Origin of the sequence: Streptomyces sp. SID5469, assembly GCF_009862865.1 — a bacterium.
Lineage (GTDB): Bacteria > Actinomycetota > Actinomycetes > Streptomycetales > Streptomycetaceae > Streptomyces > Streptomyces avermitilis.
The window spans coordinates 3,783,390-3,809,061 of record NZ_WWIN01000001.1; the positions used below are offsets into that span (position 1 = coordinate 3,783,390).

Genomic DNA, 25,672 nt, shown 5'->3' on the forward strand with positions numbered 1-25,672 from the left:
GGCCCCGTGCCGAGCGAGGGAGAGCCCCACGTGACCATCGCGCCAGCCGATCCGGCTTCAGTGACAACGTCGGTGACATCGGCGGAGACGGACGGTCCCGGTACCGCGCTGCTGCGGACCCTGACCGACCTCACCGCCGACCTCCCCGACGCCGACCCCGGCCGGGTCGCCGCCGCCGCTCTGCGCGGCCGGTCCGCCCGGGCGGACGAAGCGGAGCTGCGCGAGCTGGCCACCGAGGCGGCCGCGGGTCTCATCTCCGAGGACCCCGCGTACTCGCGGCTGGCCGCCCGGCTGCTGACCATCAGCATCGCCGAGGAGGCCGCCTCACAGGGCGTCACGTCGTTCTCCGCGTCGATCACGGTCGGGCACCGCGAGGGCCTTGTCGCCGACCGCACCGCCGACTTCGTACGGCTGCACACCGCTCGCCTGGACGCGCTGATCGACACCGGCGCCGACGACCGCTTCGGCTACTTCGGGCTGCGCACCCTGCACAGCCGCTATCTGCTGCGGCACCCGATCACCCGGCGCGTGATCGAGACCCCGCAGCACTTCATGCTCAGGGTCGCCTCCGGCCTCGCCGAGGACGACACCTCGCACGCCGTCGACGAAGTGGCCGCCCTGTACGGGCTGATGAGCCGCCTGGACTACCTCCCCTCCTCCCCCACGCTCTTCAACTCCGGTACGCGGCACCCGCAGATGTCGTCCTGCTACCTCCTCGACTCCCCGCTGGACGAGCTGGACTCCATCTACGACCGCTACCACCAGGTGGCCCGGCTCTCCAAGCACGCGGGCGGCATCGGCCTCTCGTACAGCCGGATCCGCTCGCGGGGCTCCCTGATCCGCGGCACGAACGGGCACTCCAACGGCATCGTCCCGTTCCTGAAGACCCTCGACGCCTCGGTCGCCGCGGTGAACCAGGGCGGCCGGCGCAAGGGCGCGGCCGCGGTCTACCTGGAGACCTGGCACTCCGACATCGAGGAGTTCCTGGAGCTGCGCGACAACACCGGTGAGGACGCCCGGCGTACGCACAACCTGAACCTGGCGCACTGGATCCCGGACGAGTTCATGCGCCGGGTCAACGAGAACGGCGTCTGGTCGCTGTTCTCCCCGGCCGACGTGCCCGAGCTGGTCGACCTGTGGGGCGACGAGTTCGACGCCGCGTACCGCAAGGCCGAGGAGGCGGGCCTCGCCAAGAAGACCATCCCGGCCCGCGACCTGTACGGCCGCATGATGCGCACCCTCGCGCAGACCGGCAACGGCTGGATGACCTTCAAGGACGCCGCCAACCGCACCGCCAACCAGACGGCGGAGCCGGGCCACGTCGTCCACTCCTCGAACCTGTGCACCGAGATCCTGGAGGTCACGGACGACGGGGAGACGGCGGTCTGCAACCTCGGTTCGGTGAACCTGGGCGCGTTCGTGGTCGGCCGGGACATCGACTGGGAGCGCCTCGACGCCACCGTCCGCACCGCCGTGACCTTCCTCGACCGGGTCGTCGACATCAACTTCTACCCGACCGAGCAGGCCGGCCGCTCCAACGCCAGGTGGCGTCCGGTGGGCCTGGGCGCGATGGGCCTCCAGGACGTCTTCTTCAAGCTGCGGCTGCCCTTCGACTCGCCCGAGGCCCAGGCGCTCTCCACGCGCATCGCCGAGCGCATCATGCTCGCCGCGTACGAGGCGTCCGCCGACCTCGCCGAGCGCAACGGACCGCTGCCCGCCTGGGAGAAGACCCGTACCGCCCGTGGCGTGCTGCACCCCGACCACTTCGACGTCGAGCTGACCTGGCCCGAGCGCTGGGCGGCCCTGCGGGAACGCATCGCCGCCGTGGGCATGCGCAACTCCCTCCTGCTCGCCATCGCCCCCACCGCCACCATCGCGTCCATCGCGGGTGTCTACGAGTGCATCGAGCCGCAGGTCTCCAACCTGTTCAAGCGCGAGACGCTGTCCGGCGAGTTCCTCCAGGTCAACTCCTACCTGGTGGACGAACTGAAGCAGCTCGGCGTGTGGGACGCGCAGACCCGGGAGGCGCTGCGCGAGTCGGGTGGCTCGGTGCAGGGCTTCACCTGGGTCCCGCAGGACGTCCGCGATCTGTACCGCACGGCGTGGGAGATCCCGCAGCGCGGGCTCATCGACATGGCCGCGGCCCGGACCCCGTTCCTGGACCAGGCCCAGTCGCTGAACCTGTTCCTGGAGACGCCGACCATCGGCAAGCTCTCCTCGATGTACGCGTACGCCTGGAAGTCGGGCCTGAAGACGACGTACTACCTGCGCTCCCGCCCGGCGACCCGCATCGCCCGCGCCGCCCAGGCCCAGGCACAGCCCGAGAAGACCATCCCCGTCCAGCAGGTGTCCGAGCCCGACGCCGTCGCCTGCTCCCTTGAGAACCCCGAGTCCTGCGAGGCCTGCCAGTGATGTCCAGCGAAACCAAGAACCTGCTCGACCCGGGCTTCGAACTCACCCTGCGCCCCATGCGCTACCCGGACTTCTACGAGCGCTACCGGGACGCGATCAAGAACACCTGGACCGTCGAGGAGGTCGACCTCCACTCGGACGTCGCCGACCTCGCGAAGCTGACGCCTGCCGAGCAGCACCTGATCGGCCGCCTGGTCGCGTTCTTCGCGACGGGCGACTCGATCGTCGCGAACAACCTGGTGCTGACGCTGTACAAGCACATCAACTCCCCCGAGGCGCGGCTCTACCTGAGCCGTCAGCTCTTCGAGGAAGCCGTGCACGTTCAGTTCTATCTGACGCTGCTCGACACCTATCTGCCCGACCCCGAGGACAGGACGGCGGCCTTCGCGGCCGTCGAGAACATCCCGTCCATCCGTGAGAAGGCCGAGTTCTGCTTCAAGTGGATCAACGAGGTCGAGAAGCTCGACCGGCTGGAGACGAAGGCCGACCGCCGCCGTTTCCTGCTCAACCTGATCTGCTTCGCCGCGTGCATCGAGGGCCTCTTCTTCTACGGCGCCTTCGCGTACGTCTACTGGTTCCGCAGCCGGGGTCTGCTGCACGGTCTCGCCACCGGCACCAACTGGGTGTTCCGTGACGAGACGATGCACATGTCCTTCGCGTTCGAGGTGGTCGACACCGTCCGCAAGGAGGAGCCGGAGCTCTTCGACGACGAGCTTCAGCAGCAGGTCACCGACATGCTGCGGGAGGCCGTCGAGGCGGAGCTCCAGTTCGGGCGCGACCTGTGCGGCGACGGCCTGCCGGGCATGAACACCGAGTCGATGCGGCAGTACCTGGAGTGCGTCGCCGACCAGCGCCTCCAGCGCCTCGGCTTCGCGCCGGTGTACGGCTCCGAGAACCCGTTCTCCTTCATGGAGCTCCAGGGCGTCCAGGAGCTGACCAACTTCTTCGAGCGGCGCGCGTCCGCGTACCAGGTCGCGGTGGAGGGCACGGTCGACCTCGACGAGGACTTCTGACGGTTCAGCCCGCTCAGCACCGGACGACGCCGGGCCGCACACGCGGCCCGGCGTCGTCATGTCCCGCCCTCCGGCCGCACCCGGAAGACCTTCGGTGAGTGGATCCTGGTGCACGGGTGACACGTCCAAGCGGCAAGGAGGCCACGCCATGCGCCGAACGACCCACCACCGGACGATCGCCCTCGCGACACTGACGCTCGTCCTCGCGGGCTGCGGCACGCAGAACGGAAGCGGCCCGGGCGGCAGCGGCACCGTGTCCCCGTCCCCCTCGACGACCGGCGAAGGCTGTACGGCACAGACGGAGCTGAGCGCCGCCGACAGCGGCCGTACGGTCTGTGTGCCGACGGGCGGTGTGATCCGCCTCAGCCTGGACGGCACCCGCGACAGGCCCTGGCAGCCCGTCGCCGTCAGTGGCGGCGGTCTCGAAGCCACCAACAGCGGCATCGTCCTCCAGCCGGGCGACGCCGTCTCCGCCTTCAGGGCGGTCTCGGCCGGGAAGGCACGGCTCACCTCGTCCCGCCCGCTGTGCGTCACCGACCCGGCCAGGGCGTCGTGCAAGGGCCTTCAGGAGTGGACGGTGACGGTGGTGGTGACGAAGGCCTGAGGCCGCTGCGGCGGACCGGCCTCCCGGTGGGAGCGGCCGGCCGCCTCCCTGAGCTGACGGTCGATCCGCCTTTCGTGGGCGAGGCCGATCAGTGCGGGGAGGGCCAGCACCACGAAGATGACGAGGACGGTCAGTATTCCGGCGAGGTTGTCCATGAGTGCGTTCATGGACACCACTGTCGCGCCGATCACTCCTTACCTGTCAGTGGCAGGACTGCCGTAGACCCTCGAATTACTGCCAGCTCTACGGCACACTGGCAGCATGCTCACCAACGTGGTCGCCGTCCTGCTCGACGGCGTGCATCCCTTCGAACTCGGCGTCGTCTGCGAGGTGTTCGGCATCGACCGCAGCGACGAGGGCCTGCCCGTGTACGAGTTCGCGGTCGCGTCCGCCGAGGGCCCGACCCTGCGCACGCACGCGGGGTTCTCGCTGCGCACGGAGCACGGCCTGGAACGGCTGGAGACGGCCGACCTCATCACCCTGCCCGCCGGGAACTCCTATGTCTCCCGCGGCTATCCACCCGAACTGCTCGACGCCCTGCGCCGCGCGGTCGACCGCGGTGCCCGGCTGCTCAGCGTCTGTTCCGGCGTCTTCGTGCTGGGCGCGGCCGGGCTCCTCGACGGGCGGCGCTGCGCCGTGCACTGGCACCACGCGGACGAACTCGCCCGGCAGTACCCGAAGGCGATCGTCGAGCCGGACGTGCTGTACGTCGACGAGGACCCCGTCATCACCTCGGCCGGTACGGCCGCCGGGATCGACGCCTGCCTCCACATCGTCCGCAAGGAGCAGGGCCCCGAGGTCGCCAACGCCATCGCCCGCCGCATGGTGGTGCCGCCGCACCGCGACGGCGGCCAGGCCCAGTACATCGAGCGGCCGCTGCCCCGCTCCCCCTGCGACACGGTCGGCGAGGTGCTGGTGTGGATGGAGCAGCACCTCGACGAGGAGGTCACCGTCGAACAGCTGGCGGCCCGCGCGCACATGTCCCCGCGCACCTTCGCCCGCCGCTTCCAGCAGGAGACGGGCACGACTCCGTACCGCTGGATCCTGCGCCAACGTGTGCTGCTGGCCCAGCGGTTGCTGGAGGTGACGGACGAGACGATGGACGCGATCGCGGGCCGGACCGGATTCGGGACCGCGGCCGCCCTGCGCCATCAGTTCGTCCGGTCGCTGGGGACGACCCCGAACGCGTACCGGCGTACGTTCCGGGGACCGGCCACGGGGCCGCTCGGTCTCGCCGGGTGACGGTCGGGCAGGACTCCCGGTCGGACGGGTCCGGTCCATGAACGCGGGGTGCGCCCCCGCACACCTCCTGGCGAGGCAACGAGGGTGCACCCCGGGGCGTTCAGCGCGGTATGGCCTTCAGCAGCAGCCGGTGGGGGCGCAGCGTGATGCCGACGCGCGTCGCGTCGCTCGACTCGGACACCTGCTCGAAGCGCCACTTGGCGGCCACCGTCGCCGTGATGAGGGTGAGCTGGGCCATCGAGAAGTGGTCACTCGGGCACTTGCGGTTGCCCAGGCTGAACGGGCGCATCGCGTACTTCGGGAGGTCCTTGGAGCGCTCCGGAAGCCAGCGGTCGGGGTCGAACTCCAGGTGCTCCGCGTACGAGCGGGGGTCGCGCTGGATCGCGTACGGGCTGTACACGATGTCGGCACCGGCCGGAATGCGATACCCGCCGAGTTCGGTTTCGGTCACCGCCCGCCGCGTCAATATCCATACGGCGGGGCGCAGCCGCATCGCCTCCACGACCACATTGTTCGTGTGCGAAAGCTTCCGGACGTCGTCGAATGCAACGGTCCGGTCACCCGTGACGGATTCGACCTCCGCACACACCTTGGCCGCATGTTCCGGGTGTTCCGTGAGGACTTGCAGGAGCCACATGATCGTGGATGCGATGGTTTCACTGCCGGGGGTGAGTATGGCGACGACTTGGTCGTGGATCTCCTGTTCCGTGATGGGGTCGCCATTGTCGTCCTTCGCCTCCAGCAATGCCGTCAGCAAATCGTCCGGCTTTTGACCGGATGCCCGGCGCTCGGCGACGATCTCGTCCACCAGAAGATGCAAATCGGCCAGTGCGCGGTCGAATTTGCGGTTGGCCGGAAGCGGCAGCCGATAGAGCGGCCCGGCCGGGATCACCATGCGCCGGTACATGCCCCGGAACACCGTCGTGAGCGCGATGCTCAGCCGCTCCGCCCGCTCGTCCATGTAATGGCCGCGCAGCAGACAACGGGCCGCGATGCGCACGGCGACCCGGAACGACTCCGATGTGCAGTCGATGATCTCCCCCGGCTGCCAGCGCGCCGCGAACGCCCGCGCCTCCTCCTCCATGATCGGCCCGTACTCGGGGATGATGTCGAGCCGGAACGCGGGCTGGATCGTCCGCCGCTGACGCCGGTGCGTCGGCCCGTTGGCGGTGGCGACCCCGTGCTTGCCGAGCAGCCCTTCGAGGGACTCCCACAGGGGTCCGCCGATCTCGTAGTCGGGGCTCAGCGCGAGCTCCCCGGTGAGCGCCGGCGTGGTGACCGCGTACATCGTCTTGGGGCCCAGTTTGAGCCGGACTATGTCGCCGTGGTCGCGCAGCTGGGCCAGGAAGCCCAGGGGGTCGCGCGCCAGTTTCCAGCCGTGGCCGAGGCCCGGGATGCCGCCCCCGGCGAGGGGCGGGTTGCGCAGCTGTGGTGCCTCCGGTGCTTCGGGTTTCACCGATTCGAGGGTCATTTCTCACCTGCCGCTTCGTTGTTGACGTACGGGGGTGTCGAGCGGTCGTCCCAGCTGTCGACCCGGTACCGGCCGGACTCGTGGTGGAACCAGTACACGGTGCTGAACCAGTTCCGCATATTGGCGACGCACGCCTTCACGGCGTCGCTCAATTCATGGCCCGCCCGGGTTCCGTCGGCGAGGCCGTCGGCGAGGTGCACCGCCTCCTTTTCGGCGACGAGGAATTCCGCAATGCATTCCTCCACTCGTCGCCGGACTTCTGTGACGGCTTCTTCGAGTGTCAGTCCCTCGTGATGAATGAGACTGATGCCGAGATTATGGACCTCGTCACCCGCGATTTCCTTGGGAAGTGAACACAGGTCGTTGTACCAGGCGGCGAATTCCTGGCTCAGCAGCGCGGCCCGCCGATATCCGGGGTGTTCCCGCACGCCGGCCGGAATTTCGTGGCGCGCACTCGGCTCCAGCAGGTCGGTCCAGATCCGGTGCGCGAAGGTGAGCCGCCGCAGTTCGAGGTACTCCTCGACGGTGGGGACGATGCCCCGGGTGCGGTTGTGGAACTCCCGGTCGTACGCCTCGATCACCGCGTGGAAGTGGCACGCGAACCGCGCGTTCCACTTCTTGCCGAGGAACGAGTACAGCCGCACCATACTGTCCGCGAACCCGGCCACCAGGGGATCCCGGTGGTGCAGATGATCCCGGGGGGAGTCGAGTGCCGTGTGCAGCTGGAACCGGAGCTGCCGCCAGGCGGTGGCCCGACGGTGGATGACGTCCCGGTCGTGGCGGTCGTCCCAGACGAAGAACCACGCGCTGTAGTCCGCTATCGCCTGGAGGACCTCGTCGGGGGCGCCGATGTAGTAGCCCGCCATGAGGTCCGTGTAGCACAGTCCGTCGGCATATTCCTCGACCTTGTCCGCCGGCATGAGGCGCTTTTCCAGCAGCCAGGATCGGGTCTTCTCCTGAAGCCGGGGCCAATACGGATGCAGTTGACGGGGAAAATCCGTCTCGATCACCGGTAGAGAGAGCGCCGGTGGAACCGCGATCACGGTCGTTGTCGGTGAAGTGCTGTGTGGGAAAGCAGGCACGAACAAACCCCTCTCAGCCGCCAGTTGGCGCTACACCCCTCCCGCCGTGCCGGGCGCGCGCCGTTGCGTATCCCCGCGCATTCCATTCAGCACTACAACTGACCGTCCTGGGAACGGATTTACTCCAGTCACTACCCTTTGGTGCCGAGAATCCCCCCATCTGTGACTGATTATGGATCATTCAACGAGCACAAGGGATCGAACGTGCGACGCACATACGAACGACGCCTGGTCGGGAGGGCCCCGGCCAGACGCCGTTCGTGCGGGACGCTCAGGCCCCGGCTGTCATTTTCTGTCTCAGTCGTTCGCGACCACGCTCAGCCGTTCGCAACCTCGCTCAGTCGTTCGCGACCACGGGGTAGCGGGGCTCGTTCTCGGCCATCTGCCGCAGGGCGTCCTTGCGTTCGCGCTTGGAGAGCCGGTCGATGTACAGGTAGCCGTACAGGTGGTCCGTCTCGTGCTGGAGGCAGCGCGCGAAGTAGCCGGTGCCCCGCACCTTGATCGGGTTGCCCTTCTCGTCCTGACCGGTGACCTCGGCGTAGTCGGGGCGGGCGAGCGGCGCGTACGCGGTGGGCACGGAGAGGCAGCCCTCGTTGCTGTCGTCCAGGCGGCGCCGGTCGGCGGGCAGGTCGACGAGCTTGGGGTTGCAGACCACACCGACGTGCCGGGTGCCCTCGTCGTCCTGGCAGTCGTAGACGAAGACCTTCAGGTCGACGCCGATCTGGTTGGCGGCCAAGCCCACGCCCTCGGCGGTGCGCTGGCTGGCGAACATGTCGGCCACCAGCTGCTCCAGCTCGGCGCCGAAGTCGGTGACGTCCTTGCACTCCTTGTGCAGCACGGGGTTGCCGACGACCGTGATCGGTCGCGAGGTGCCGCGCTCGCGGTAGGCCGCCTCGCGCTCCTCGCAGTCCTCGGCGTCGATGACGAAGCCGTCGTCGTCCACGGGGAGCACCCCGGTGTGCTGCTGATCGGTGTCCTGCTGCGCCATGACCGACGTACGCCTTCCTGCGAATTCCATGAGAGTGGTGCGCATACAGCCTACGGGGACCGGTGGGGGCCGTTCAGCAGACCTCTTCGAGATCCCGCCAGCCGCGCGAGTCCGGGCTGTCGGCGACCCAGCCGTCGAGCAGGCCGCGCACGAGGGCGGCGGGCGCCGCGATGCCGCACTCCCGCTCGGGCACCCACAGCTGCCCGTCGGTGCGGTGGCCGAGGGGGCCCGGGTGCCCCGGTTCGCTGTGGTCGTGCGGGTCGAGGTGCTCGCCGTCGCCCTCGTCGGACGGCATCCGGGACTCGGAGCACATACGGCACAGCAGCCGCACGGACGAGGACCAGTCCTCGGCGGCGAAGCCCGCGTCGGCCGCGAGCTGCTCCAGTGCGTCCCGGTCGTCCTCGGTGGCCGCTTCCAGCAGCACCACCCAGGTCGGCACGGGCGACGGCGCCCACAGCTCGATCTCGTCGAACACGGGGTACGCGTGCCCGGCGGCGGTCGTCCGCTCCCCGTGCGGCACCCCGTCGTGCAGGACGACCTCGCCCCAGCGCCGCCCGGAGGAGGGCAGCGGAATCGACAGCACCTCGATGCGCGCCGGATCCAGCCTCCGCCCCCAGACGACCTCGGCCTCGCCCTCGGGCGACAGGCGTACGGCCGCACTGCCCAGGTCCATCCCGACGGGTTCGCCGGAGGCGGTGGCGCCGCCCGGCACCCGCAGCCCGTACGCCTGCCAGGCACGGCGGGCCAGCGGCCAGTCCTGGAGGGCGGTCGCGGCGATCCCGACGTTCCACCAGTCAGGTGCGCCGGTCTCGCGGTCGAGGAGCGCCACGGCCCTGAGCCCGGCCGCCCGCGCCTGCTCCCAGTCGTGCCGGAACTTGTGCAGCAGGGCCAGGTTGAACCAGGACTCCGACAGCCACGGCTCCAGGTCGGCCGCACGCGTCAGCAGCGCGCCCGCGTCCTCGTACCGGCCGTCGCCGATCAGTGTGAACGCCCGGTCGGTGGCCTGCCGCCATGAGGCGGAGGGCCGGTGCCGTCCCTTGCCGAAGATCCTCACGATTCCCGCCTGCCAGTTCCTTGCGCTTCCCGCCTGCCGGTCCTTTGAAGTCAGTACGGCCATGGGCCGGCCTGCGCCCCCGAACACGCTCTCCCTCGCATCCAACCACGTCCCGTCGGACGGGCGCTCATTACCCATGGGTTACCCAGCCGAAGGCAAGGTCAGACCGTCTCTCGACAGCACTCTGGCCAGGGATTCCACGACCTCCGGCTGATAGTCGCGGGCGGTGCCCAGCCGCAGTTTCTCCAAGGCCGTGAGCGGCCCTCCGGGACCTGCTGCCCGAACCATCTCCTCGTACGCGTTCACGGCCCGTACGATCCTGGCACTCACCGGCTGCTCCCGGTACGGGTCGGCCTGCCGCTCCACCACCACCGCCACCTCGGCGTTCACCCCGGTCTGCCGCACGACGGCACCGCCGAGGAGCGCGATGCGCCGCTGCTCGTCGGCGGAGAGCACGGCGGTGGCCCCGGCGGGCACCGGATCGACCAGGCTCAGCTGGCCGATGTCGTGCATCAGGGCCGCGTACTCCAGCACGGTCAGTTCCGGCCCGGACAACCCGAGCTCCCGCCCGACCGCCCGGCTGAGCACGGCCACGCGCCGGGCGTGGCCGGCGGGGGTGCAGCCCGCGATCTCGGTCGCGCGTGCGAGGGAGGCGATCGTCTGCGTGTATGTGACCCGGACGGCCGCGTAGCGCCGGAAGGAGAACTGGGTGAGGAGGAGCGGCAGGGAGAAGACGGGCAGGGCCCAGAGACCCACGACGGCGACGGCGAGCGACATCACGGCCCCGGTCGCGCACACGGCGGAGCCGATGCCGAGCATGGCGCGCAGCTCGTCGCGGAGCAGGGGGCCGAACGGCCAGCGGGTGCGGGAGTGTGCCATGACCGCGGCGAGCAGCGCGTCGCACAGAGCGGTGAGCAGCAGCAGGGCGACGAGGAGCAGGGCGTGGGCGGGGCCGCCCCACTCGTGCAACCGGCCCCGCTCGTAGAGGGGTTGGAAGCAGAGGGCGGCGAATCCGACGGTGAGGACGCGGCGGGTGAGGTGGTCGGCGGTGGGGCCGCCCCGGGCCACGTGGGGGACACAGCCGAGGAGGGCCGCGGCGACGACGACGGCGACGACCTGGAGGGCGCCGTGATGGGTCGGGTGCCCGGCGTTCTCCCCGAGCAGTGCGTAGGCGAGCGCCCCGGCCGCGCCGAGCGGCGCCGACGCCCGTTCTCCGGCCCCGCTCCAGCGGGCCAGCTCCCCCACGGCGACGAGCAGCCCGAAGGCGAGGGCGTCACCGGGCCGGTCGACCCCGTGCCAGAGGGTGTCGGCAAGGGCCGCGGCGCCCAGCAGCAGGGCGCCCCCGTGGGCGAGGACGAGAACCCGGGCAGGCCGTCCCCGGACGGCCCCCGGAACGTACGTCTGCCGCTGCCCTGGCAGCCCCTGCCTCTCCGGCCCCTCGGACCCCTCGGACCTCTCCGGCCCGCTCACGCCCCGCCCCCGCCGACGCCGTTTCGGTGGCTCCGGCTTTCCAGTCGGCTGGAAACAGGTGGGGCGGGTGGGCAGACGCCTGGCGGTACGTTCTCGTCCGCGGTCACCGCCGGATGCCACCCCTGCCGCCCCAACGCCCGCACCAACGCCCCCACCATCACCGGATCGAACTGCGCCCCCGCACACCGCTCCAGCTCCTCCAGCGCCGCGGCCACCGGCCGCGCCCGCCGGTACGACCGCGTCGACGTCATCGCGTCGAAGGCGTCCGCCACGGCCACCACCCGGGCGAACTCCGGGATCTGGGCCCCGGTCAACCCGTACGGATACCCGCTTCCGTCCAGCCGCTCATGGTGATGCAGGATCGCGGACCGCGCCTCCCCCAGGAACCCGATCCCGCGCACCATCTCGTGCCCGTACTCGGGATGCAGCTCGATGATCCGCCGCTCCTCGGGCGTCAACGGCCCGTCCTTGCGCAGCAGCCGCGTGGGCACCCCGAGTTTGCCCACGTCGTGCAGGATCCCGGCGAAGCGCAGCACCTCGGCGCGCTCGTCGTCCATGCCCAGCTCGCGCGCGATCATCATCGACGCCTGGCCGACCCGCTCGCTGTGTCCGCGGGTGTACCCGTCCTTGATGTCGACGGCCTGCACCAGCGCGCGGATCGTGGCCTGATGGGCGGCCCGCTCCCGGTGGTACTGCGCGAACACCCAGCAGGACACGTACATCGGCAGCAGCACGAGCAGCGCGGCCACCGGACCGTACGGACTGCGCCACAGCACCGCCATCATCAGCCCGGCAAGGCCGTGCACGGCGACGGGTGCGAGGGAGCGCGGGAACAGGCCCCGCCAGGCACCGCGCACGGGCACCCGCTCGGCCAGGGCCAGGATCCCCCCGTCGAGCGCGGTCAGCACGGCGCAGAACGCCAGCACGGCGGCCCCGGCGGGCACGAGCGCGTACGGGAAGTCGGGGGAGGCGACCGCGGCCCGCCCGCCCAGCGCCCCGTGTGCCCGGGACGCCGCCCAGGTGCAGAGGGCCAGCTGGGCCGCGTGCCAGATCCGGCGCAGCCACCGCGGTCGCCGCTCGACCCGGGCGAGCAGGGCCCCGGGCAGCGGCACCAGTGCGGCGGCCGACGGCGGCAGCAGAAAGGCCCCGGCGAGCAGGACGGGGAAGAGGGTGCCCATACCGGCGGGCACCCGGCGGCCGGCCGGCCGGGAGCCGTCCCCTCCGGTGCCGCCGCTCACCTCCCCGCGACCGGGCCGGACGCGGGGAAACGTGATCTGCTCGCAGCCGGCGTAGAGCCCGGCGAGCAGCGCGACCACCCACCACGGAACGCGGACGGTCGCCGCCGGAGCGAGGCAGGCCAGGGCGGCGACGGCGGTGCAGAGGACGTACACGCGTCCCCGTGCCGGAACCGACCCCATGGCCCGCACAGCCCCCATGGCGCCCCTCCCCGAACCCGTGCCTCGCTTGCCCGGTCATGCCCCTTTCAGGCTCCGGAGCCTAGAGGGGTGGGGGTGGCGCGGGGGCCGCAACCAGCGAATCCGCGGGTCTACGACCCGCGGATTAGCACGTTCGGGTGATGAACCCGGCGCCTGCCCGAACGGGCAGGCGCGTTCACGACTCCTGGGGTGTCGCCGGGGCGGCGGTCACGTCGTGCTCGGGCACCGTCTGTCCGGAGCGGATCAGATCGATCCGGCCCATGACCTTGGCACGCAGGTCGGTCGGCACGTCGTCCTGGCCGCAGCAGCGCTTGACCAGCTTCTTCACGGCCTGCTCGAGCCCGTACTTCTCCAGGCACGGAGAGCACTCCTCGAAATGCACCTCGAACTTGGTGCAGTCCGAGTCCGGCATCTCATGGTCGAGGAACTCGTAGAGATGGTCGAGGACCTCACTGCAATCCGTCTCGTGCGGCTCTCCGCAGCTCATGAGCCCGAGCCTTTCGCTTCGTTCGACTCTCCGGCGCCGGCCGGGACCAGTCCGCGGTCACGGGCGTAGTCCTCGAGCATGCCGCGCAGTTGACGGCGGCCCCGGTGCAGCCGGGACATCACCGTACCGATGGGTGTCCCCATGATGTCCGCGATCTCCTTGTACGCAAAGCCCTCTACATCCGCGAGATAGACGGCGATGCGGAATTCCTCGGGGATCGCCTGCAGCGCTGACTTGACGTCCGAGTCGGGCAGGTGGTCGAGCGCCTGCGACTCCGCGGAGCGCAGACCGGTCGACATGTGCGACTCGGCGCGTGCCAGCTGCCAGTCCTCGATCTCCTCGGCCGCGCTGCGCTGGGGTTCGCGCTGCTTCTTGCGGTACGAGTTGATGAAGGTGTTCGTCAGGATGCGGTACAGCCACGCCTTGAGGTTGGTGCCCTCACGGAACTGGTGGAAGGACGCGTACGCCTTCGCGTACGTCTCCTGCACCAGGTCCTCGGCATCGGCCGGGTTGCGCGTCATGCGCAGGGCGGCCGAGTACATCTGGTCGAGGAATTCGAGCGCATCCCGCTCGAAGCGCGCGCTGCGCTCGGCGGTCGACTCCGTGCTCGTGCCCTGGCCCTCGGGCTGCTCCGCCTGGCCGTTGTCGGTCCCTGCGTCGGTCCCAGTGACCGGACCCACCTCCTCCAGCGATGTGGCAGGACCGAAACCGGTCCCACTCGAATCGGAGGATAGACGACGATCCGGTCCGGCCGCCGCCCGAATCGGGGCGGTCTTCGCCGCGTGCAGCACCGACCACTCCAGGTCACGGGCGCTGCTTCGGCTCGGGCAGAAGGTCGAACCCATGCGGCGGACTTCCTCTCGTACGAACGATGAACACTCTCTGTTCGCCACAACAGCAGTCAGCCACACCGCATTCCCGGGCCCTACCCGAGTGACGCGGTCCACTCCACAACACGGTCCGTGATGATCGCCAGGGCCTGCTCCTGGCCGAGGGGCGCCCGTTTGGGGACGGCGAAACCATGATCGCCGTACGGCACCTCGACCAGTTCGTATGATCCGTTCGGGAACTCCTCCGGCTTCCCGAACGGGTCGTTGCCGCCCTGCACGACGAGTGTGGGCACCCCGGCGCCGAGCAGTTCGTCGGCGCGGGACTTCTCGGGCTTGCCGGGCGGGTGCAGCGGGAAGCTGAGGGCGAGGACGGCGGCGGCGCCGAGTTCCGTCGCGGTCCGGCAGGCGCCCCGGGCACCGGCGCTCCGCCCGCCGGCGATCACGGGCAGCCCGGCCTTCGCGACCGCCGGCCACAGCCCCCGCCACCCCACATCCAGCGTCTTCGGCGCGGGCGCCACCTTCTTCCCGGCCACCCGCCAGGGCTGCTCGACGAGCGCGACGGTCACCCCGTGCCCGGGCAGCACCCGCGCGAGCGCCTGAAGATCACGCGCCTCGATGCCACCGCCGGCCCCATGGCTGACGGCGAGCACGAGGCTGGCCTTCCTCGCCTTGTGCCAGGTGATGCGCGCCGTACCCGCGTCGGTCTCGATGAGCTCGGTGATCTCCGCCATGTCAGAAGAGTGTGCCCTCTTCGGGCCCCTCCAGCTCCTTGAGCAGCTCCGGCCCGTTGTTGCGGACATTGCTGACGGCCGTGGAGACGGGGTACGCGCGCATCAGCCCGGCAGGCGGTGGGGCGAGCAGCTCGCGGAGGTCGTCGGTGTCCGTGCGGGCCGGGTCCAGCCAGGCGTCCCAGCGGTCCGGGGTGAGCATCAGGGGCATGCGCGGGTGGATGTCGGCGAGCGCGTACGGCCCCTCGGCCGGGGCCACCGCCAGGGGGCTGGTCTCCGCCTCCGTCGTGATCACCGAGCACGTCACCCACCAGGCCCCCGGATGGTCGTCGGGCAGGGTCCTGTCCCGCCAGAACTCGTAGATACCGGCCATCGCGAAGACCGACCCGTCGGCGGGGAGCACGAAGTACGGCTGCTTGCGCGGGCGCTTCTTCCTGCCCTCGACCTCCAGCTCGCGCTCCTGCGAACCGGTCACCCACTCGTAATAACCGTCGGCGGGCAGGATGCAGCGCCGGGCGGCGAAGGCGCGCCGGTACGACGGCTTCTCGTGCACGGTCTCCGCGCGCGCGTTGATCATCCGGGCGCCGCCCTCGGGCGTCTTGGACCAGGAGGGGACCAGGCCCCACTTGAGCTTGCGCAGCTGGCGAACCGGCCGGCCCGGGACGGAGGAACTCGTGGACGCGGTGTCGGCGTCCTTGAGGGGGCGGTCGAGGACGGCGTAGACGTCCTTGGTCGGGGCCACATTGAAATCGGGCGCCAGGCTTTCCTCCGGCTCCCACTTCTCGACCTCAAAGACTCCTGCGAGATCCTCGGGCCCACGACTCGCTGCATACCGTCCGCACATACGTGCCAGACTGCCAGGCCCACCCGCCACCCGCCCACCGCTCCTCAACGATTGCGCTACGCGCAAGCCCCTGTCGACTGCCTCCAGAGGGAGCCACCGCAGAACAATGGACAGCACCGCATCGACCTCGCTGAGCTCGTTGACCGACCTCTGGGACCAGGTCTTCGGCAGCCAGCCGGACCCCGACCTGTGGGTCGTGATCGCGACCATGGTCGCCGCGCTCGCCGTGATCGTCCCGCACAACGTCTGGCGCCTCTCCCGCAACGCGATCACCATCGCGCACGAGGGCGGCCACGGTCTGATCGCGCTGCTGACCGGCCGCACCCTCACCGGCATACGGCTGCACTCCGACACCAGCGGCCTCACGGTCAGCCGCGGCAAGCCGCACGGCCTGGGCATGATCCTGACCGCGGCCGCGGGCTACACCGCTCCCCCGCTTCTCGGCCTCGGCGGCGCCGCGCTGCTCGCCGCGGGCCACATCACCGCGCTGCTGTGGCTGGCCACCGTCCTGCTGATAGCGATGCTGGTGATGATCCGCAACGCGTACGGCGCGCTGACGGTGCTGCTGACGGGCGGCACGTTCGTGGTGGTGTCCTGGCTCGCCGGTCCCCAGGTGCAGGCGGCGTTCGCGTACGCGGTGGTGTGGTTCCTGCTGATCGGCGGCGTACGCCCGGCCTTCGAACTCCAGGCCAAGCGGTCGCGCGGCAACGCGGGCGACTCGGACGCGGACCAGCTGTCCCGGCTGACGCGGGTGCCGGCCGGACTGTGGCTGTTCCTGTTCCACGCGGTGTCCCTGTGCTCGCTGATCGGCGGGGGGCGCTGGCTGCTGGAGGTCTGACGGTCCGGCGCGTGTCTCTCCGCTTCTCCGGCGCGCCGCTTTCCGCCCCTTCCCCCTCCTTGCATATATGCACGGCACGTACCCCGGGCCTCTCCACGCCCTATCACCGCACTGTTTCGCTCGGATTTCGCCGCTTTTGATCAAGATCTGCGGTCAGTGCCAGCCACTAAAGTGGACGCATGACCGTTAACCCCGCACACACCGCCCTCTGGCCCGCCCCGCACGCGAGCGGAGCCGTCGACGCGACGGTCCACGTGCCCGGGTCGAAGTCGGTCACCAACCGTGCCCTCGTCCTCGCCGCCCTCGCCTCCGAGCCGGGTTGGCTGCGCCGCCCGCTGCGCTCGCGCGACACCCTGCTGATGGCGGCCGCGCTGCGCGAGATGGGCGTCGGTATCGAGGAAACGGTGTCCTCCAGCTCCTCCGTCGGGGGCGGCTCGGACGGCTCCGGTGAGGCCTGGCGTGTCATCCCCGCCGCGCTGCACGGCCCGGCCACGGTCGACGTCGGCAATGCCGGCACCGTGATGCGTTTCCTGCCCCCGGTGGCCGCGCTCGCCGACGGCCCCATCCGCTTCGACGGCGACCCGCGTTCGTACGAGCGCCCGCTGAACGGTGTGATCGACGCCCTGCGCGCCCTCGGCGCCCGCATCGACGACGACGGCCGCGGCGCGCTGCCGCTGACCGTGCACGGCGGCGGCGCCCTGGACGGCGGGCCGGTCGCCATCGACGCGTCCTCCTCGTCGCAGTTCGTGTCGGCGCTCCTCCTGTCCGGCCCGCGCTTCAACCAGGGCGTCGAGGTCCGGCACACCGGTTCGACCCTGCCCTCGATGCCGCACATCCGCATGACCGTCGACATGCTGCGCGCGGTCGGCGCCCAGGTGGACACCCCGGAGTCGGGCGGCGAGGCGAACGTGTGGCGGGTGACGCCGGGCGCCCTGCTCGGCCGTGACCTGACCGTCGAGCCGGACCTCTCCAACGCCCAGCCGTTCCTGGCGGCGGCGCTGGTGACCGGCGGCAAGGTCGTCATCCCCGACTGGCCCGAGCGCACCACGCAGCCCGGCGACAAGCTGCGTGAGATCTTCACCGAAATGGGCGGTTCCTGTGAACTGACCGAGCAAGGGCTGGAGTTCACCGGTTCGGGTGCCGTCCACGGCATCGACGTGGACCTGAGCGAGGTCGGCGAGCTGACCCCGGGCATCGCGGCGGTCGCGGCCCTCGCGGACTCCCCGTCCACCCTGCGCGGTGTGGCTCACCTCCGCCTGCACGAGACGGACCGTCTGGCCGCGCTCACCAAGGAGATCAACGAGCTGGGCGGCGACGTCACCGAGACCGCCGACGGCCTGTCGATCCGCCCGCGTCGGCTGCACGGCGGGATCTTCCACACGTACGACGACCACCGTATGGCCACCGCGGGCGCGATCATCGGTCTCGCGGTCGACGGCGTACAGATCGAGAACGTGGCGACAACGGCCAAGACGCTGCCGGACTTCCCCGACCTGTGGACCGGGATGCTCGGGAACTGACGGGCGGACCTGGATCATGCGCCGCTACGGCAAGCACACCGACGAGGACGACATCCGCGCCCGCCCCAACCGCAAGGGCAACCGGCCGCGTTCGAACATCCGCCCAAAGCACGAGGACGCGGCGGAGGGCCTCGTCATCACCGTCGACCGGGGCCGGCTGACCTGCCTGGTCGAGGACCGGGTCGTCCTGGCCATGAAGGCCCGCGAACTGGGCCGCAAGGCGGCAGTGGTCGGCGACCGGGTGGCCCTTGTCGGCGACCTGTCCGGCAAGAAGGACACCCTGGCCCGCATCGTCCGCATCGAGCCGCGCACCTCCGTGCTGCGGCGCACGGCCGACGACGACGATCCCTACGAGCGCGTGGTCGTCGCCAACGCCGACCAGCTCGCCATCGTCACCGCCCTCGCGGACCCGGAGCCGCGCCCGCGGCTGATCGACCGCTGTCTGGTGGCCGCTTACGACGGCGGCCTCACCCCGCTCCTCGTCCTCACCAAGTCGGACCTCGCCTCCCCCGACGAACTCCTGGAGATGTACGGGGCGTTGGGTGTCCCGTATGTCGTGACCAGCCGCGAGGAGCTGGAGAGCGGCGAGGCGGTGGAACGCGTGCGCAAGCAGCTGGACGGCAAGATCACGGCCTTCGTCGGGCACTCCGGCGTGGGCAAGACGACCCTGGTCAACGCGCTCGTGTCGGTGGAGCGGCGGCGCAGCACCGGCCATGTCAACGCGGTCACCGGACGTGGCCGGCACACCACGACGTCGGCGCGCGCGGTCCCCCTGCCGGACAGTGCGGGCTGGGTCGTCGACACCCCGGGCGTGCGCTCCTTCGGCCTGCACCATGTGGACCCGTCCCGTGTCATCAAGGCCTTCCCCGACCTCGAACCCGGCACCGAGGGCTGTCCGCGCGCGTGCAGCCACGACGAGCCGGACTGCGCGCTGGACCAGTGGGTGACGGACGGTCACGCGGATCCGCAGCGGCTCTACTCCCTGCGCAGGCTGTTGGCAACGCGTGAGCGGACGGAAGGCGACTGATCCTCGTGTGACCTCCGCGTTGTTTGCACCCGCGGCACGCCGGTAAATGCATAATCGCACCAAGCCGGATCCAAGCCAGAAAAAGCGGTCACGGAACGTGGGGACACGGGAGGACATCACATGGCGTGGCTGCTGGTCGTTGTGGCCGGACTACTGGAGACCGGCTTCGCCGTCTGTCTGAAGCTCTCGCACGGCTTCACCCGACTGTGGCCCACGGTCGCCTTCTGCGTCTTCGCGCTCGGCAGCTTCGGCCTGCTGACCCTGTCCCTGCGGAAGCTCGACGTGGGACCCGCCTACGCCGTCTGGACCGGTATCGGCGCGGCGGGCACCGCGATCTACGGCATGGTGTTCCTCGGTGACGTGGTCTCCGTCCTGAAGCTCGTGTCGATCAGCTTTGTGATCATCGGCGTGATCGGGCTCCAGCTCTCGGGCTCGGCCCACTGAGGCCGCTCTCGCGGCGCGCCTCTCAGATCACCTCGCGCACCCGCGGAAAGTGACAGGCCGCCCCGTCCCCGTCGAGGACCGGCACGTCATGGGCGCACCGCTTGCGCTCCTCCTCGGCGAGTGAGGCGTACAGCGGGCAGCGTGCCCGGAACCGGCAGCCGTCGTACCGCTGTGTCGGGCTGGGCGGGTCCCCGGCGAGCAGGATCCGCGTGCGCCGCCGTTCCCGTTCGCGCTCCGGGTCGGGCAGCGGGACGGCGGACAGCAGGGCCTGGGTGTACGGGTGGCGGGGCCGTTCGAAGACCTCCTCGACCGGGCCCGACTCGACGGTCCGGCCGAGGTAGACCACGCTCACCCGGTCCGCGATGTGCCGGACGACGGACAGATCGTGCGAGACGAACAGATAGGCGAGCCCCAGCTCCGCCTTCAGCCGGTCCAGCAGGTCGAGAACCCCGGCCTGGACGGAGACGTCGAGCGCCGACACGGGTTCGTCGAGCACGAGGAGCTCCGGCTCGACCGACAGCGCCCGCGCGATGCCGATGCGCTGCCGCTGGCCGCCGGAGAACTCGTGCGGGAAGCGTTCCGCGTGCGCCGGGTCGAGCCCGACCCGGGTGAGCAGTTCGGGGACGCGCCGGGCGGCGGTGGCCCGGTCAAAGCCCTGGGTGCGCAACGGCTCGGCGATGATGTCGCCGACCGGCATGCGCGGGTCGAGGGAGGCCATCGGGTCCTGGAAGACGATCTGCACCCGGCGGCGCAGCGCCTTCGACTCGGCTTTGCGCAGGCTCCCGAGCCGCTGCCCGAACAGTTCGACCGACCCGCCCTCGGGAGCGGCGAGTTCGAGCAGCTCGAAAAGGGTCGTCGACTTCCCGGACCCGGACTCCCCCACCAGCGCCAGGGTCTCCCCGCGCCGGATGTCGAGGTCCACGCCGTCGACGGCGTACACACTCCCCACCCGCCGCTTGAACGCGCTCCCTTTGAGAAGGGGAAAGGTCTTGGTGAGTCCGCGCACCCTCAACACTGGTTCGCTGTCCGGGAGTTCGGCGCGCGGGCGCGCGTCGTCGAGACGCGGTACGGCCCCGAGCAGCTTCCGCGTGTACGGCTCCCGCGGCCGTCCGAACACCTCGACGGCCGTTCCCGACTCGACCACCTCCCCCTCGTACATGACCGCCACCCGGTCCGCCATCCCGGCGATCACCCCCAGGTCGTGGCTGACCAGCAGGACAGCGGCGCCGGTCTCCCGCTGGGCCGTGCGCAGCACGTCGAGCACCTGGGCCTGGATGGTGACGTCCAGGGCGGTGGTCGGCTCGTCCGCGAGGATCACGTCCGGCTCGTTCGCCATCGCCATGGCGATCATGGCGCGCTGGCGCATGCCGCCGGAGAACTCGTGCGGGAAGGCCCGCACCCGGGAAGCGGGGATGCCGACGAGGTCGAGCAGTTCGGCGGCGCGTTCGCGGGCCCGCTCCCGGGACACGCCCTGATGGGCCCGTACGGCCTCCGCGATCTGGTCGCCGACGCGGTGGACCGGTGTGAACGCGGAGAGCGGGTCCTGGAAGACCATGGCGACGCGGCTCCCCCGGATCCGGGTCAGCTCCCTTTCGCCCGCGCCGACCAGTTCCTGCCCGTCGAGCCGTACGGACCCTTGGACGGTCGCGTTGTCGGGCAGCAGCCCGAGGACGGCGAGCGCGGTGGCCGACTTCCCGGACCCCGACTCACCGACCAGGCCGAGGACTTCGCCCCGCGAGAGCGAGAGGCTCACGTCGCGGACGGCGGGCCGCCCGTCGAAGTCCACGTTCAGACGGGCCACTTCGAGCACGGGAGTCACCGCGATGCCCCTTTCCTGCTGCGGGAGGTCGGGTCCAGCGCGTCCCGCAGCCCGTCCCCCACCAGGTTCACCGCCAGCACGAAGACCACCAGCAGCCCGGCCGCGTAGAAGAACATCCAGGGGTACGTCACCGCCGCCCCGGTCCCCGAGGCGATCAGCGTGCCGAGCGACACGTCCGGCGTCTGCACCCCGAACCCGAAGTACGACAGGGCGGTCTCGCTCATCACGGCCCCGCCGACCGCGATGGTCGCGTCGATGATCAGGAAGGAGGCGACGTTCGGCAGCACGTGCCGCCAGATGATCCGGAACGGCCCGACGCCCATGAACCGTGCCGCGCGGACGAATTCGCGCTCCTTCAGGGACAGTGTCATCGACCGGACCACCCGCGCGGTGATCATCCACCCGAAGACGGCGAGCAGTCCCGCGAGGACGACCCAGCCGCCGCTGGGCATCCGCGGTGAGACGGCCGCGATGATGAGGAACGACGGGAAGACCAGCAGCAAGTCGACGAAGAACATCAGCGCCCGGTCGGTCCAGCCCCCGAAGTACCCGGCACAGGCGCCGACGAATGCGGCGAGCCCGGTCGAGAAGACCGCCACCAACAGCCCGATCAGCAACGACTTCTGCAGTCCCCGCACGGTCTGCGCGAACACGTCCTGCCCGATCCGGTTGGTCCCCCACCAGTGGTCGGCGCTCGGCCCCGACCGCAACGCGGTGTAGTCGATATGGCTGTACGACCACGGGGTGACGTACGGCCCGACGAAGGCCAGCAGGAACAGCAGTACGAGGACGACGGATCCGGCGAGCGCGCCCCGATTGCGTACGAAGCGGCGCAGGACGACGGTCCCGCGCCCGACCGGACGTACGGCCGCCTCGACCGTCTCGACCACAGGGGTGATCGTCATGACGCCTGCCGGATGCGCGGGTCGAGCGCGGCGTGCAGCACGTCCGCGAGGAAGCCGGACAGCAGCACGGTGACCGCCGCGAAGAGATTGACGGCGACGACCGAGTTGACGTCGTTCTTGCCGATCGAGGAGATGAACCACTCTCCCATGCCGTGCCAGCCGAAGATCGTCTCCGTGAAGATGGCACCGGTGAAGAGCGCGAGGAAGCCGTACGAGAAGTACGTCGACATGGGGATCAGCGCCGTCCGCAGCCCGTGCTTGAGCAGCACCGCCCGGCGGCCGAGACCCTTGGCCCGCGCGGTGCGCAGATAGTCGGAGCCCAGCACGTCGAGCATGGTGCTGCGCTGGTAGCGGCTGTAGCCGGCGATCGCGAAGAGGGCGACGGACAGGGTGGGCAGCAGCAGGTGTACGGCGCGGTCCTGGAGTACGGCCCCGAACCCGCCCGTCAGCCCGGGGCTCTTCTCGCCCGTGAACTGGATCAGATCCGTCCCTGTCGTCCGGTTGAACCAGATCGCTCCGGTCTTGAGAAGGATCGCCAGCAGGAACACGGGGGTGGAGAGCAGTGCGAAGGACGCGAACGTGACCGTCCGGTCGCTGAAGCGGTACTGCCGCACCGCCGTCCAGGCTCCGATCAGCACGCCCGCGACCGTGCCGAGCACGGTTCCGGCGAGCAGCAGCCGCAGGCTGACCCCGATGCGCCGCCCGAACTCCGCGTTGACGCTCGTACCGTCGATCGTCCTGCCGAGGTCTCCGCGGACCGCATGCCCCGCCCAGCGCAGGAAGCGGGCGAGCAGCGACGCGTGGTCGTTGACGCCGATCTCGGTGAGGTGGTGATTCACCGCGCTCGCGGAGACGGGCGGCTGCCGGCCCTCGTAGTACGCGCGCGGGTCGAGCGCGAACGAGGCCAGCAGATAGGAGAGGCAGACGGCGGCCAGGAGCAGGACGGCGTAATAGCCGAGCCGCTTGGCCAGATAGGCAGGCACGTCACGCATCCTTCCGTCCCGCTGTTGCACCAGCATGAAGAGAACATGACAGCAGTCCAGAACCGCTCCCACGACTGCCGTAGCCGTTCTACGTTCGGCGCATTCACGGATGACCACCGGCTCCCGCCGGCCACCGAAGGACACCCCACAAAGGACACCGACATGCGCAGAACCCCCGCCGCAGCCCTGGTCGCCGCCACCGCGGCCACCGCGTTGCTGGTGACCGGCTGCGGTTCGTCCGACGACGACAAGCCGCAGGCGCAGAAGAGCGCCGCCCCGGCCGGCAGCCAGCAGATCAACGCCCACCCGCTCAGCGACATCCAGCAGGGCGGCACCCTCAAGTTCGCGATCTCCCAGTACATCGCGGACTTCAACCGCTACACCGCCAACGGCAACCAGGGTGACGCCGCGACGATCAACGAGCTGGTCGAGCCCAGCCTCTTCACCGCCGACGCGCGCGGCGCGGTCCGGCCGAACGAGAACTTCCTGCTCTCCGCCTCGGTGACCTCCACCAGCCCCCAGGTCGTCACCTACAAGCTCAATCCCAAGGCCAAGTGGTCCGACGGCGCGCCCCTGAGCTGGCGCGACTTCCGTGCCCTGTGGAAGGCCACGAACGGCACGAACAAGGAGTACGAGGCCGCCAACACCTCCGGCTACGACCAGATCAGCGCGGTCGGGCAGGGCACCGACGCCCACCAGGTCAAGGTCACCTTCTCCTCGCCGTACGCCGACTGGAAGCGGCTCTTCGACCCACTGCTGCCCGCCGCGGGGATCGACACCCCGGCCAAGTTCAACAAGGGCTGGACCGAGAAGATCCCGGTCACCGGCGCCGCCTTCAAGATCTCCGCGTACGACAGGACCGCCCAGACCATCACGGCGGTCCCCGACCCCCAGTGGTGGGGTACGAAGCCCAAGCTGGACTCGATCGTCTTCCGCGCCCTGGACTTCAGCGCCTGGACGGACGCGTACCTCAACAAGGAGATCGACTACGCCTCCGCGATCCTCCCCGAGGACTACAAGCGCCTTGCCAAGGCCGCCGGCACGGACATCCGCACCGGCGCCCGCTGGGACGAGGTGCACATCACCCTGAACGGCGCGCGCGGCCCGCTGAAGGACGTCCGGGTCCGCCAAGCCGTCCAGCACGCCATCGACCGCAAGGCCATCGCCACCGCCTTCGGCAAGGACCTCCCGGTCGAGCTGAAGACGTACGGCAGCCACTTCTTCATGCCCAACCAGGCCGGCTACCAGGACAACTCCGGTACGTACGGCACGTACGACGTCGAGGCGGCGGGCGAACTCCTCGACGCGGCCGGCTGGAAGACCAAGGGCGACACGCGCGTGAAGGACGGCAAGCAGCTCGCCCTCACCTACGCACTCAGCGCGGGCAGCACCTCCGCGCAGGAGGACCAGGCCGAGCTGGTGCAGGCGCAGCTCGCGGCCGTCGGGATCAAAGTGTCGATCAAGAAGGTGCCGACGAACGACTACTTCTCCAAGTACGTCACCATCGGCAACTTCGACCTGGTCAGCTTCCGCTGGGTCGACCAGATCTTCCGCTCCGAGGCGTACCCGATCTACCGCCAGACCGCCGGCAAGAACCTGTACGAGAACTACGGCTCGGTCGGCTCCCCGGAGATCGACACCCTGCTGAAGAAGGCGGGTGAGACCACCGACGCCACCGAGCAGGCCAAGATCTACAACGAGGCCGACACGAAGATCTGGGCCCTCGGCCACTCCATCCCGCTCTACCAGCGCCCCCAGGTCCTCGCCGTCCGCTCGAACCTCGCCAACTACGGCGCGGGCGGCCTCGCCGACGACGACTTCACCAAGGTCGGCTGGCTCAAGAAGAAGTGACCGTCCGGACACCCAGCCGGTGGGACGGGGTCAGCGCGGCCTTCACCAGGTCCGGGACCCCGCCCTCGCCGGGCGGCGCCGCCACGCACGACAGCGCGAGCCGGACGACGAGTTCGCAGGAGCGCGCCAGCTCGAAGGCGTCCGACCTGGTGGTGCCGGGTCCGGCGAGCGCGGCGACGGCACGGTCACGGACCAGCGCCACGAAGTCGGCGGGCGAGGGCAGCGCACCGTCGGCCCGGCGCTGCGCGGGCACCGCGGACGCCGAGGGCACCGCCGTGAGCGTCGGCGAGGGCAGCCGCTCGCTCCAGCAGCCGGTGAGCATGGCCCGTACGAGGGCGTTGCCACGGGCGGCGGACGTGGTCCACTCGGCGGTCGCGGCGAGGCGCTCGCGCGGGTCGGCGTGCGTGGCCAGCGCCCGCTCGACACCGGCGAGATAGGCGTCGGCCTCCCTGCGCACCAGCGCCCGCGCCAGGCCCTCCTTGCTGCCGAACTCGTTGTACAGCGTCTGCCGTGACACCCCGGCCACGGCGGCCACGTCCACCATGCGCACGGCGGACCACGGACGGCGCGCGAGCGCCGTGTACGCGGCGTCCAGCAGGGATTCCCGCGCTGCAGGCATCATCG

The 25,672-nt window shown here is 70.4% G+C and carries 24 protein-coding genes; 9 read left to right on the forward strand and 15 right to left on the reverse strand.

The annotated features are described in order from the left end of the window. Window positions 1-30: 30 nt before the first annotated feature. The 3 genes from GTY58_RS15890 to GTY58_RS15900 all read left to right on the forward strand — a co-directional run bounded on the left by GTY58_RS15890 (window position 31) and on the right by GTY58_RS15900 (window position 4,029). A complete protein-coding gene (locus GTY58_RS15890; RefSeq protein WP_010984456.1) occupies window positions 31-2,412 on the forward strand; it encodes a ribonucleoside-diphosphate reductase subunit alpha in 2,382 nt (793 codons plus the stop codon). Next, a complete protein-coding gene (locus tag GTY58_RS15895; protein ID WP_037649006.1) occupies window positions 2,412-3,425 on the forward strand; it encodes a ribonucleotide-diphosphate reductase subunit beta in 1,014 nt (337 codons plus the stop codon). Before GTY58_RS15890 ends, GTY58_RS15895 begins: the two co-directional genes overlap by 1 nt. Window positions 3,426-3,573: 148 nt before the next feature. Next, window positions 3,574-4,029: a hypothetical protein gene (locus GTY58_RS15900; RefSeq protein WP_037649009.1), complete on the forward strand. Its 456-nt coding sequence runs from the start codon at window positions 3,574-3,576 to the stop codon at window positions 4,027-4,029. On the opposite strand, the gene GTY58_RS39630 is transcribed toward GTY58_RS15900, so the two are convergent. Continuing rightward, window positions 3,990-4,196, reverse strand: a complete 207-nt coding sequence (locus tag GTY58_RS39630) for a hypothetical protein (protein ID WP_042493129.1) — start codon at window positions 4,194-4,196, stop codon at window positions 3,990-3,992. The genes GTY58_RS15900 and GTY58_RS39630 overlap by 40 nt on opposite strands. A 94-nt stretch (window positions 4,197-4,290) precedes the next feature. On the opposite strand from GTY58_RS39630, the gene GTY58_RS15905 reads away from it, so the two are divergent. Continuing rightward, window positions 4,291-5,271, forward strand: a complete 981-nt coding sequence (locus GTY58_RS15905) for a helix-turn-helix domain-containing protein (RefSeq protein ID WP_010984460.1) — start codon at window positions 4,291-4,293, stop codon at window positions 5,269-5,271. 100 nt (window positions 5,272-5,371) lie between these two features. Here GTY58_RS15905 and GTY58_RS15910 read toward each other — a convergent pair whose 3' ends face one another. The 10 genes from GTY58_RS15910 to GTY58_RS15955 form a co-directional block, all read right to left on the reverse strand. Beyond that, entirely contained in the window at window positions 5,372-6,742 is a 1,371-nt protein-coding gene (locus GTY58_RS15910; RefSeq protein WP_010984461.1) for a cytochrome P450, read from the reverse strand. Beyond that, window positions 6,739-7,824 (reverse strand): epi-isozizaene synthase, encoded by a 1,086-nt coding sequence (cyc1, locus tag GTY58_RS15915; protein ID WP_107083301.1) that lies wholly within the window; start codon window positions 7,822-7,824, stop codon window positions 6,739-6,741. Before cyc1 ends, GTY58_RS15910 begins: the two co-directional genes overlap by 4 nt. Window positions 7,825-8,161: 337 nt before the next feature. Next, window positions 8,162-8,812, reverse strand: coding sequence for a peptide deformylase (def, locus tag GTY58_RS15920; protein ID WP_010984463.1), 651 nt, complete (start codon window positions 8,810-8,812; stop codon window positions 8,162-8,164). 73 nt (window positions 8,813-8,885) lie between these two features. Beyond that, window positions 8,886-9,866, reverse strand: a complete 981-nt coding sequence (locus tag GTY58_RS15925) for a hypothetical protein (RefSeq protein ID WP_010984464.1) — start codon at window positions 9,864-9,866, stop codon at window positions 8,886-8,888. A gap of 141 nt (window positions 9,867-10,007) precedes the next feature. Further along, window positions 10,008-11,201, reverse strand: coding sequence for an HD domain-containing protein (locus GTY58_RS15930; RefSeq protein ID WP_237529343.1), 1,194 nt, complete (start codon window positions 11,199-11,201; stop codon window positions 10,008-10,010). 131 nt (window positions 11,202-11,332) lie between these two features. Continuing rightward, entirely contained in the window at window positions 11,333-12,754 is a 1,422-nt protein-coding gene (locus tag GTY58_RS15935; RefSeq protein ID WP_037649015.1) for an HD-GYP domain-containing protein, read from the reverse strand. A gap of 193 nt (window positions 12,755-12,947) precedes the next feature. Further along, on the reverse strand, window positions 12,948-13,259 hold the full coding sequence (gene rsrA, locus GTY58_RS15940; protein WP_010984467.1) for a mycothiol system anti-sigma-R factor: 312 nt from the start codon (window positions 13,257-13,259) through the stop codon (window positions 12,948-12,950). After that, the gene (sigR, locus tag GTY58_RS15945) at window positions 13,256-13,939 is read right to left on the reverse strand and encodes an RNA polymerase sigma factor SigR (protein ID WP_010984468.1); all 684 of its coding nucleotides are present in this window, start codon (window positions 13,937-13,939) and stop codon (window positions 13,256-13,258) included. Before sigR ends, rsrA begins: the two co-directional genes overlap by 4 nt. A 245-nt stretch (window positions 13,940-14,184) precedes the next feature. Further along, window positions 14,185-14,820 (reverse strand): alpha/beta family hydrolase, encoded by a 636-nt coding sequence (locus tag GTY58_RS15950; RefSeq protein ID WP_010984469.1) that lies wholly within the window; start codon window positions 14,818-14,820, stop codon window positions 14,185-14,187. A 1-nt stretch (window position 14,821) separates the two neighbouring features. Then, window positions 14,822-15,661, reverse strand: coding sequence for an SOS response-associated peptidase (locus GTY58_RS15955; protein ID WP_010984470.1), 840 nt, complete (start codon window positions 15,659-15,661; stop codon window positions 14,822-14,824). 106 nt (window positions 15,662-15,767) lie between these two features. Between GTY58_RS15955 and GTY58_RS15960 the strand changes: the two genes are divergently transcribed. From GTY58_RS15960 to GTY58_RS15975, 4 genes are all read left to right on the forward strand, one after another. Beyond that, window positions 15,768-16,499 carry a M50 family metallopeptidase gene (locus GTY58_RS15960; protein ID WP_010984471.1) on the forward strand — a complete coding sequence of 244 codons (732 nt, stop codon included), beginning with the start codon at window positions 15,768-15,770 and terminating at the stop codon, window positions 16,497-16,499. A gap of 179 nt (window positions 16,500-16,678) precedes the next feature. Further along, window positions 16,679-18,019, forward strand: coding sequence for a 3-phosphoshikimate 1-carboxyvinyltransferase (gene aroA, locus GTY58_RS15965; RefSeq protein WP_010984472.1), 1,341 nt, complete (start codon window positions 16,679-16,681; stop codon window positions 18,017-18,019). A gap of 16 nt (window positions 18,020-18,035) precedes the next feature. Then, window positions 18,036-19,046, forward strand: coding sequence for a ribosome small subunit-dependent GTPase A (gene rsgA, locus GTY58_RS15970; RefSeq protein ID WP_010984473.1), 1,011 nt, complete (start codon window positions 18,036-18,038; stop codon window positions 19,044-19,046). Window positions 19,047-19,166: 120 nt separating this feature from the next. Next, window positions 19,167-19,490: a multidrug efflux SMR transporter gene (locus GTY58_RS15975; RefSeq protein ID WP_010984474.1), complete on the forward strand. Its 324-nt coding sequence runs from the start codon at window positions 19,167-19,169 to the stop codon at window positions 19,488-19,490. Window positions 19,491-19,512: 22 nt separating this feature from the next. On the opposite strand, the gene GTY58_RS15980 is transcribed toward GTY58_RS15975, so the two are convergent. Genes GTY58_RS15980 through GTY58_RS15990 form a run of 3 tightly spaced genes read right to left on the reverse strand, consistent with a single transcriptional unit; the run spans window position 19,513 to window position 23,197 of the window. Beyond that, entirely contained in the window at window positions 19,513-21,309 is a 1,797-nt protein-coding gene (locus GTY58_RS15980) for an ABC transporter ATP-binding protein (protein ID WP_037649016.1), read from the reverse strand. Beyond that, a complete protein-coding gene (locus tag GTY58_RS15985; protein WP_010984476.1) occupies window positions 21,306-22,214 on the reverse strand; it encodes an ABC transporter permease in 909 nt (302 codons plus the stop codon). Before GTY58_RS15985 ends, GTY58_RS15980 begins: the two co-directional genes overlap by 4 nt. Continuing rightward, complete coding sequence (locus tag GTY58_RS15990) at window positions 22,211-23,197, reverse strand: ABC transporter permease (protein WP_107083285.1); 987 nt, start codon at window positions 23,195-23,197, stop codon at window positions 22,211-22,213. Before GTY58_RS15990 ends, GTY58_RS15985 begins: the two co-directional genes overlap by 4 nt. Before the next feature lie 162 nt (window positions 23,198-23,359). Here GTY58_RS15990 and GTY58_RS15995 point away from each other — a divergent pair, with 162 nt between their 5' ends. Next, on the forward strand, window positions 23,360-25,048 hold the full coding sequence (locus GTY58_RS15995; RefSeq protein WP_010984478.1) for an ABC transporter family substrate-binding protein: 1,689 nt from the start codon (window positions 23,360-23,362) through the stop codon (window positions 25,046-25,048). Here the strand turns inward: GTY58_RS15995 and GTY58_RS16000 are convergent. Then, window positions 25,035-25,670 carry a TetR/AcrR family transcriptional regulator gene (locus tag GTY58_RS16000; RefSeq protein ID WP_037649017.1) on the reverse strand — a complete coding sequence of 212 codons (636 nt, stop codon included), beginning with the start codon at window positions 25,668-25,670 and terminating at the stop codon, window positions 25,035-25,037. The genes GTY58_RS15995 and GTY58_RS16000 overlap by 14 nt on opposite strands. Between the last annotated feature and the right edge of the window lie 2 nt (window positions 25,671-25,672).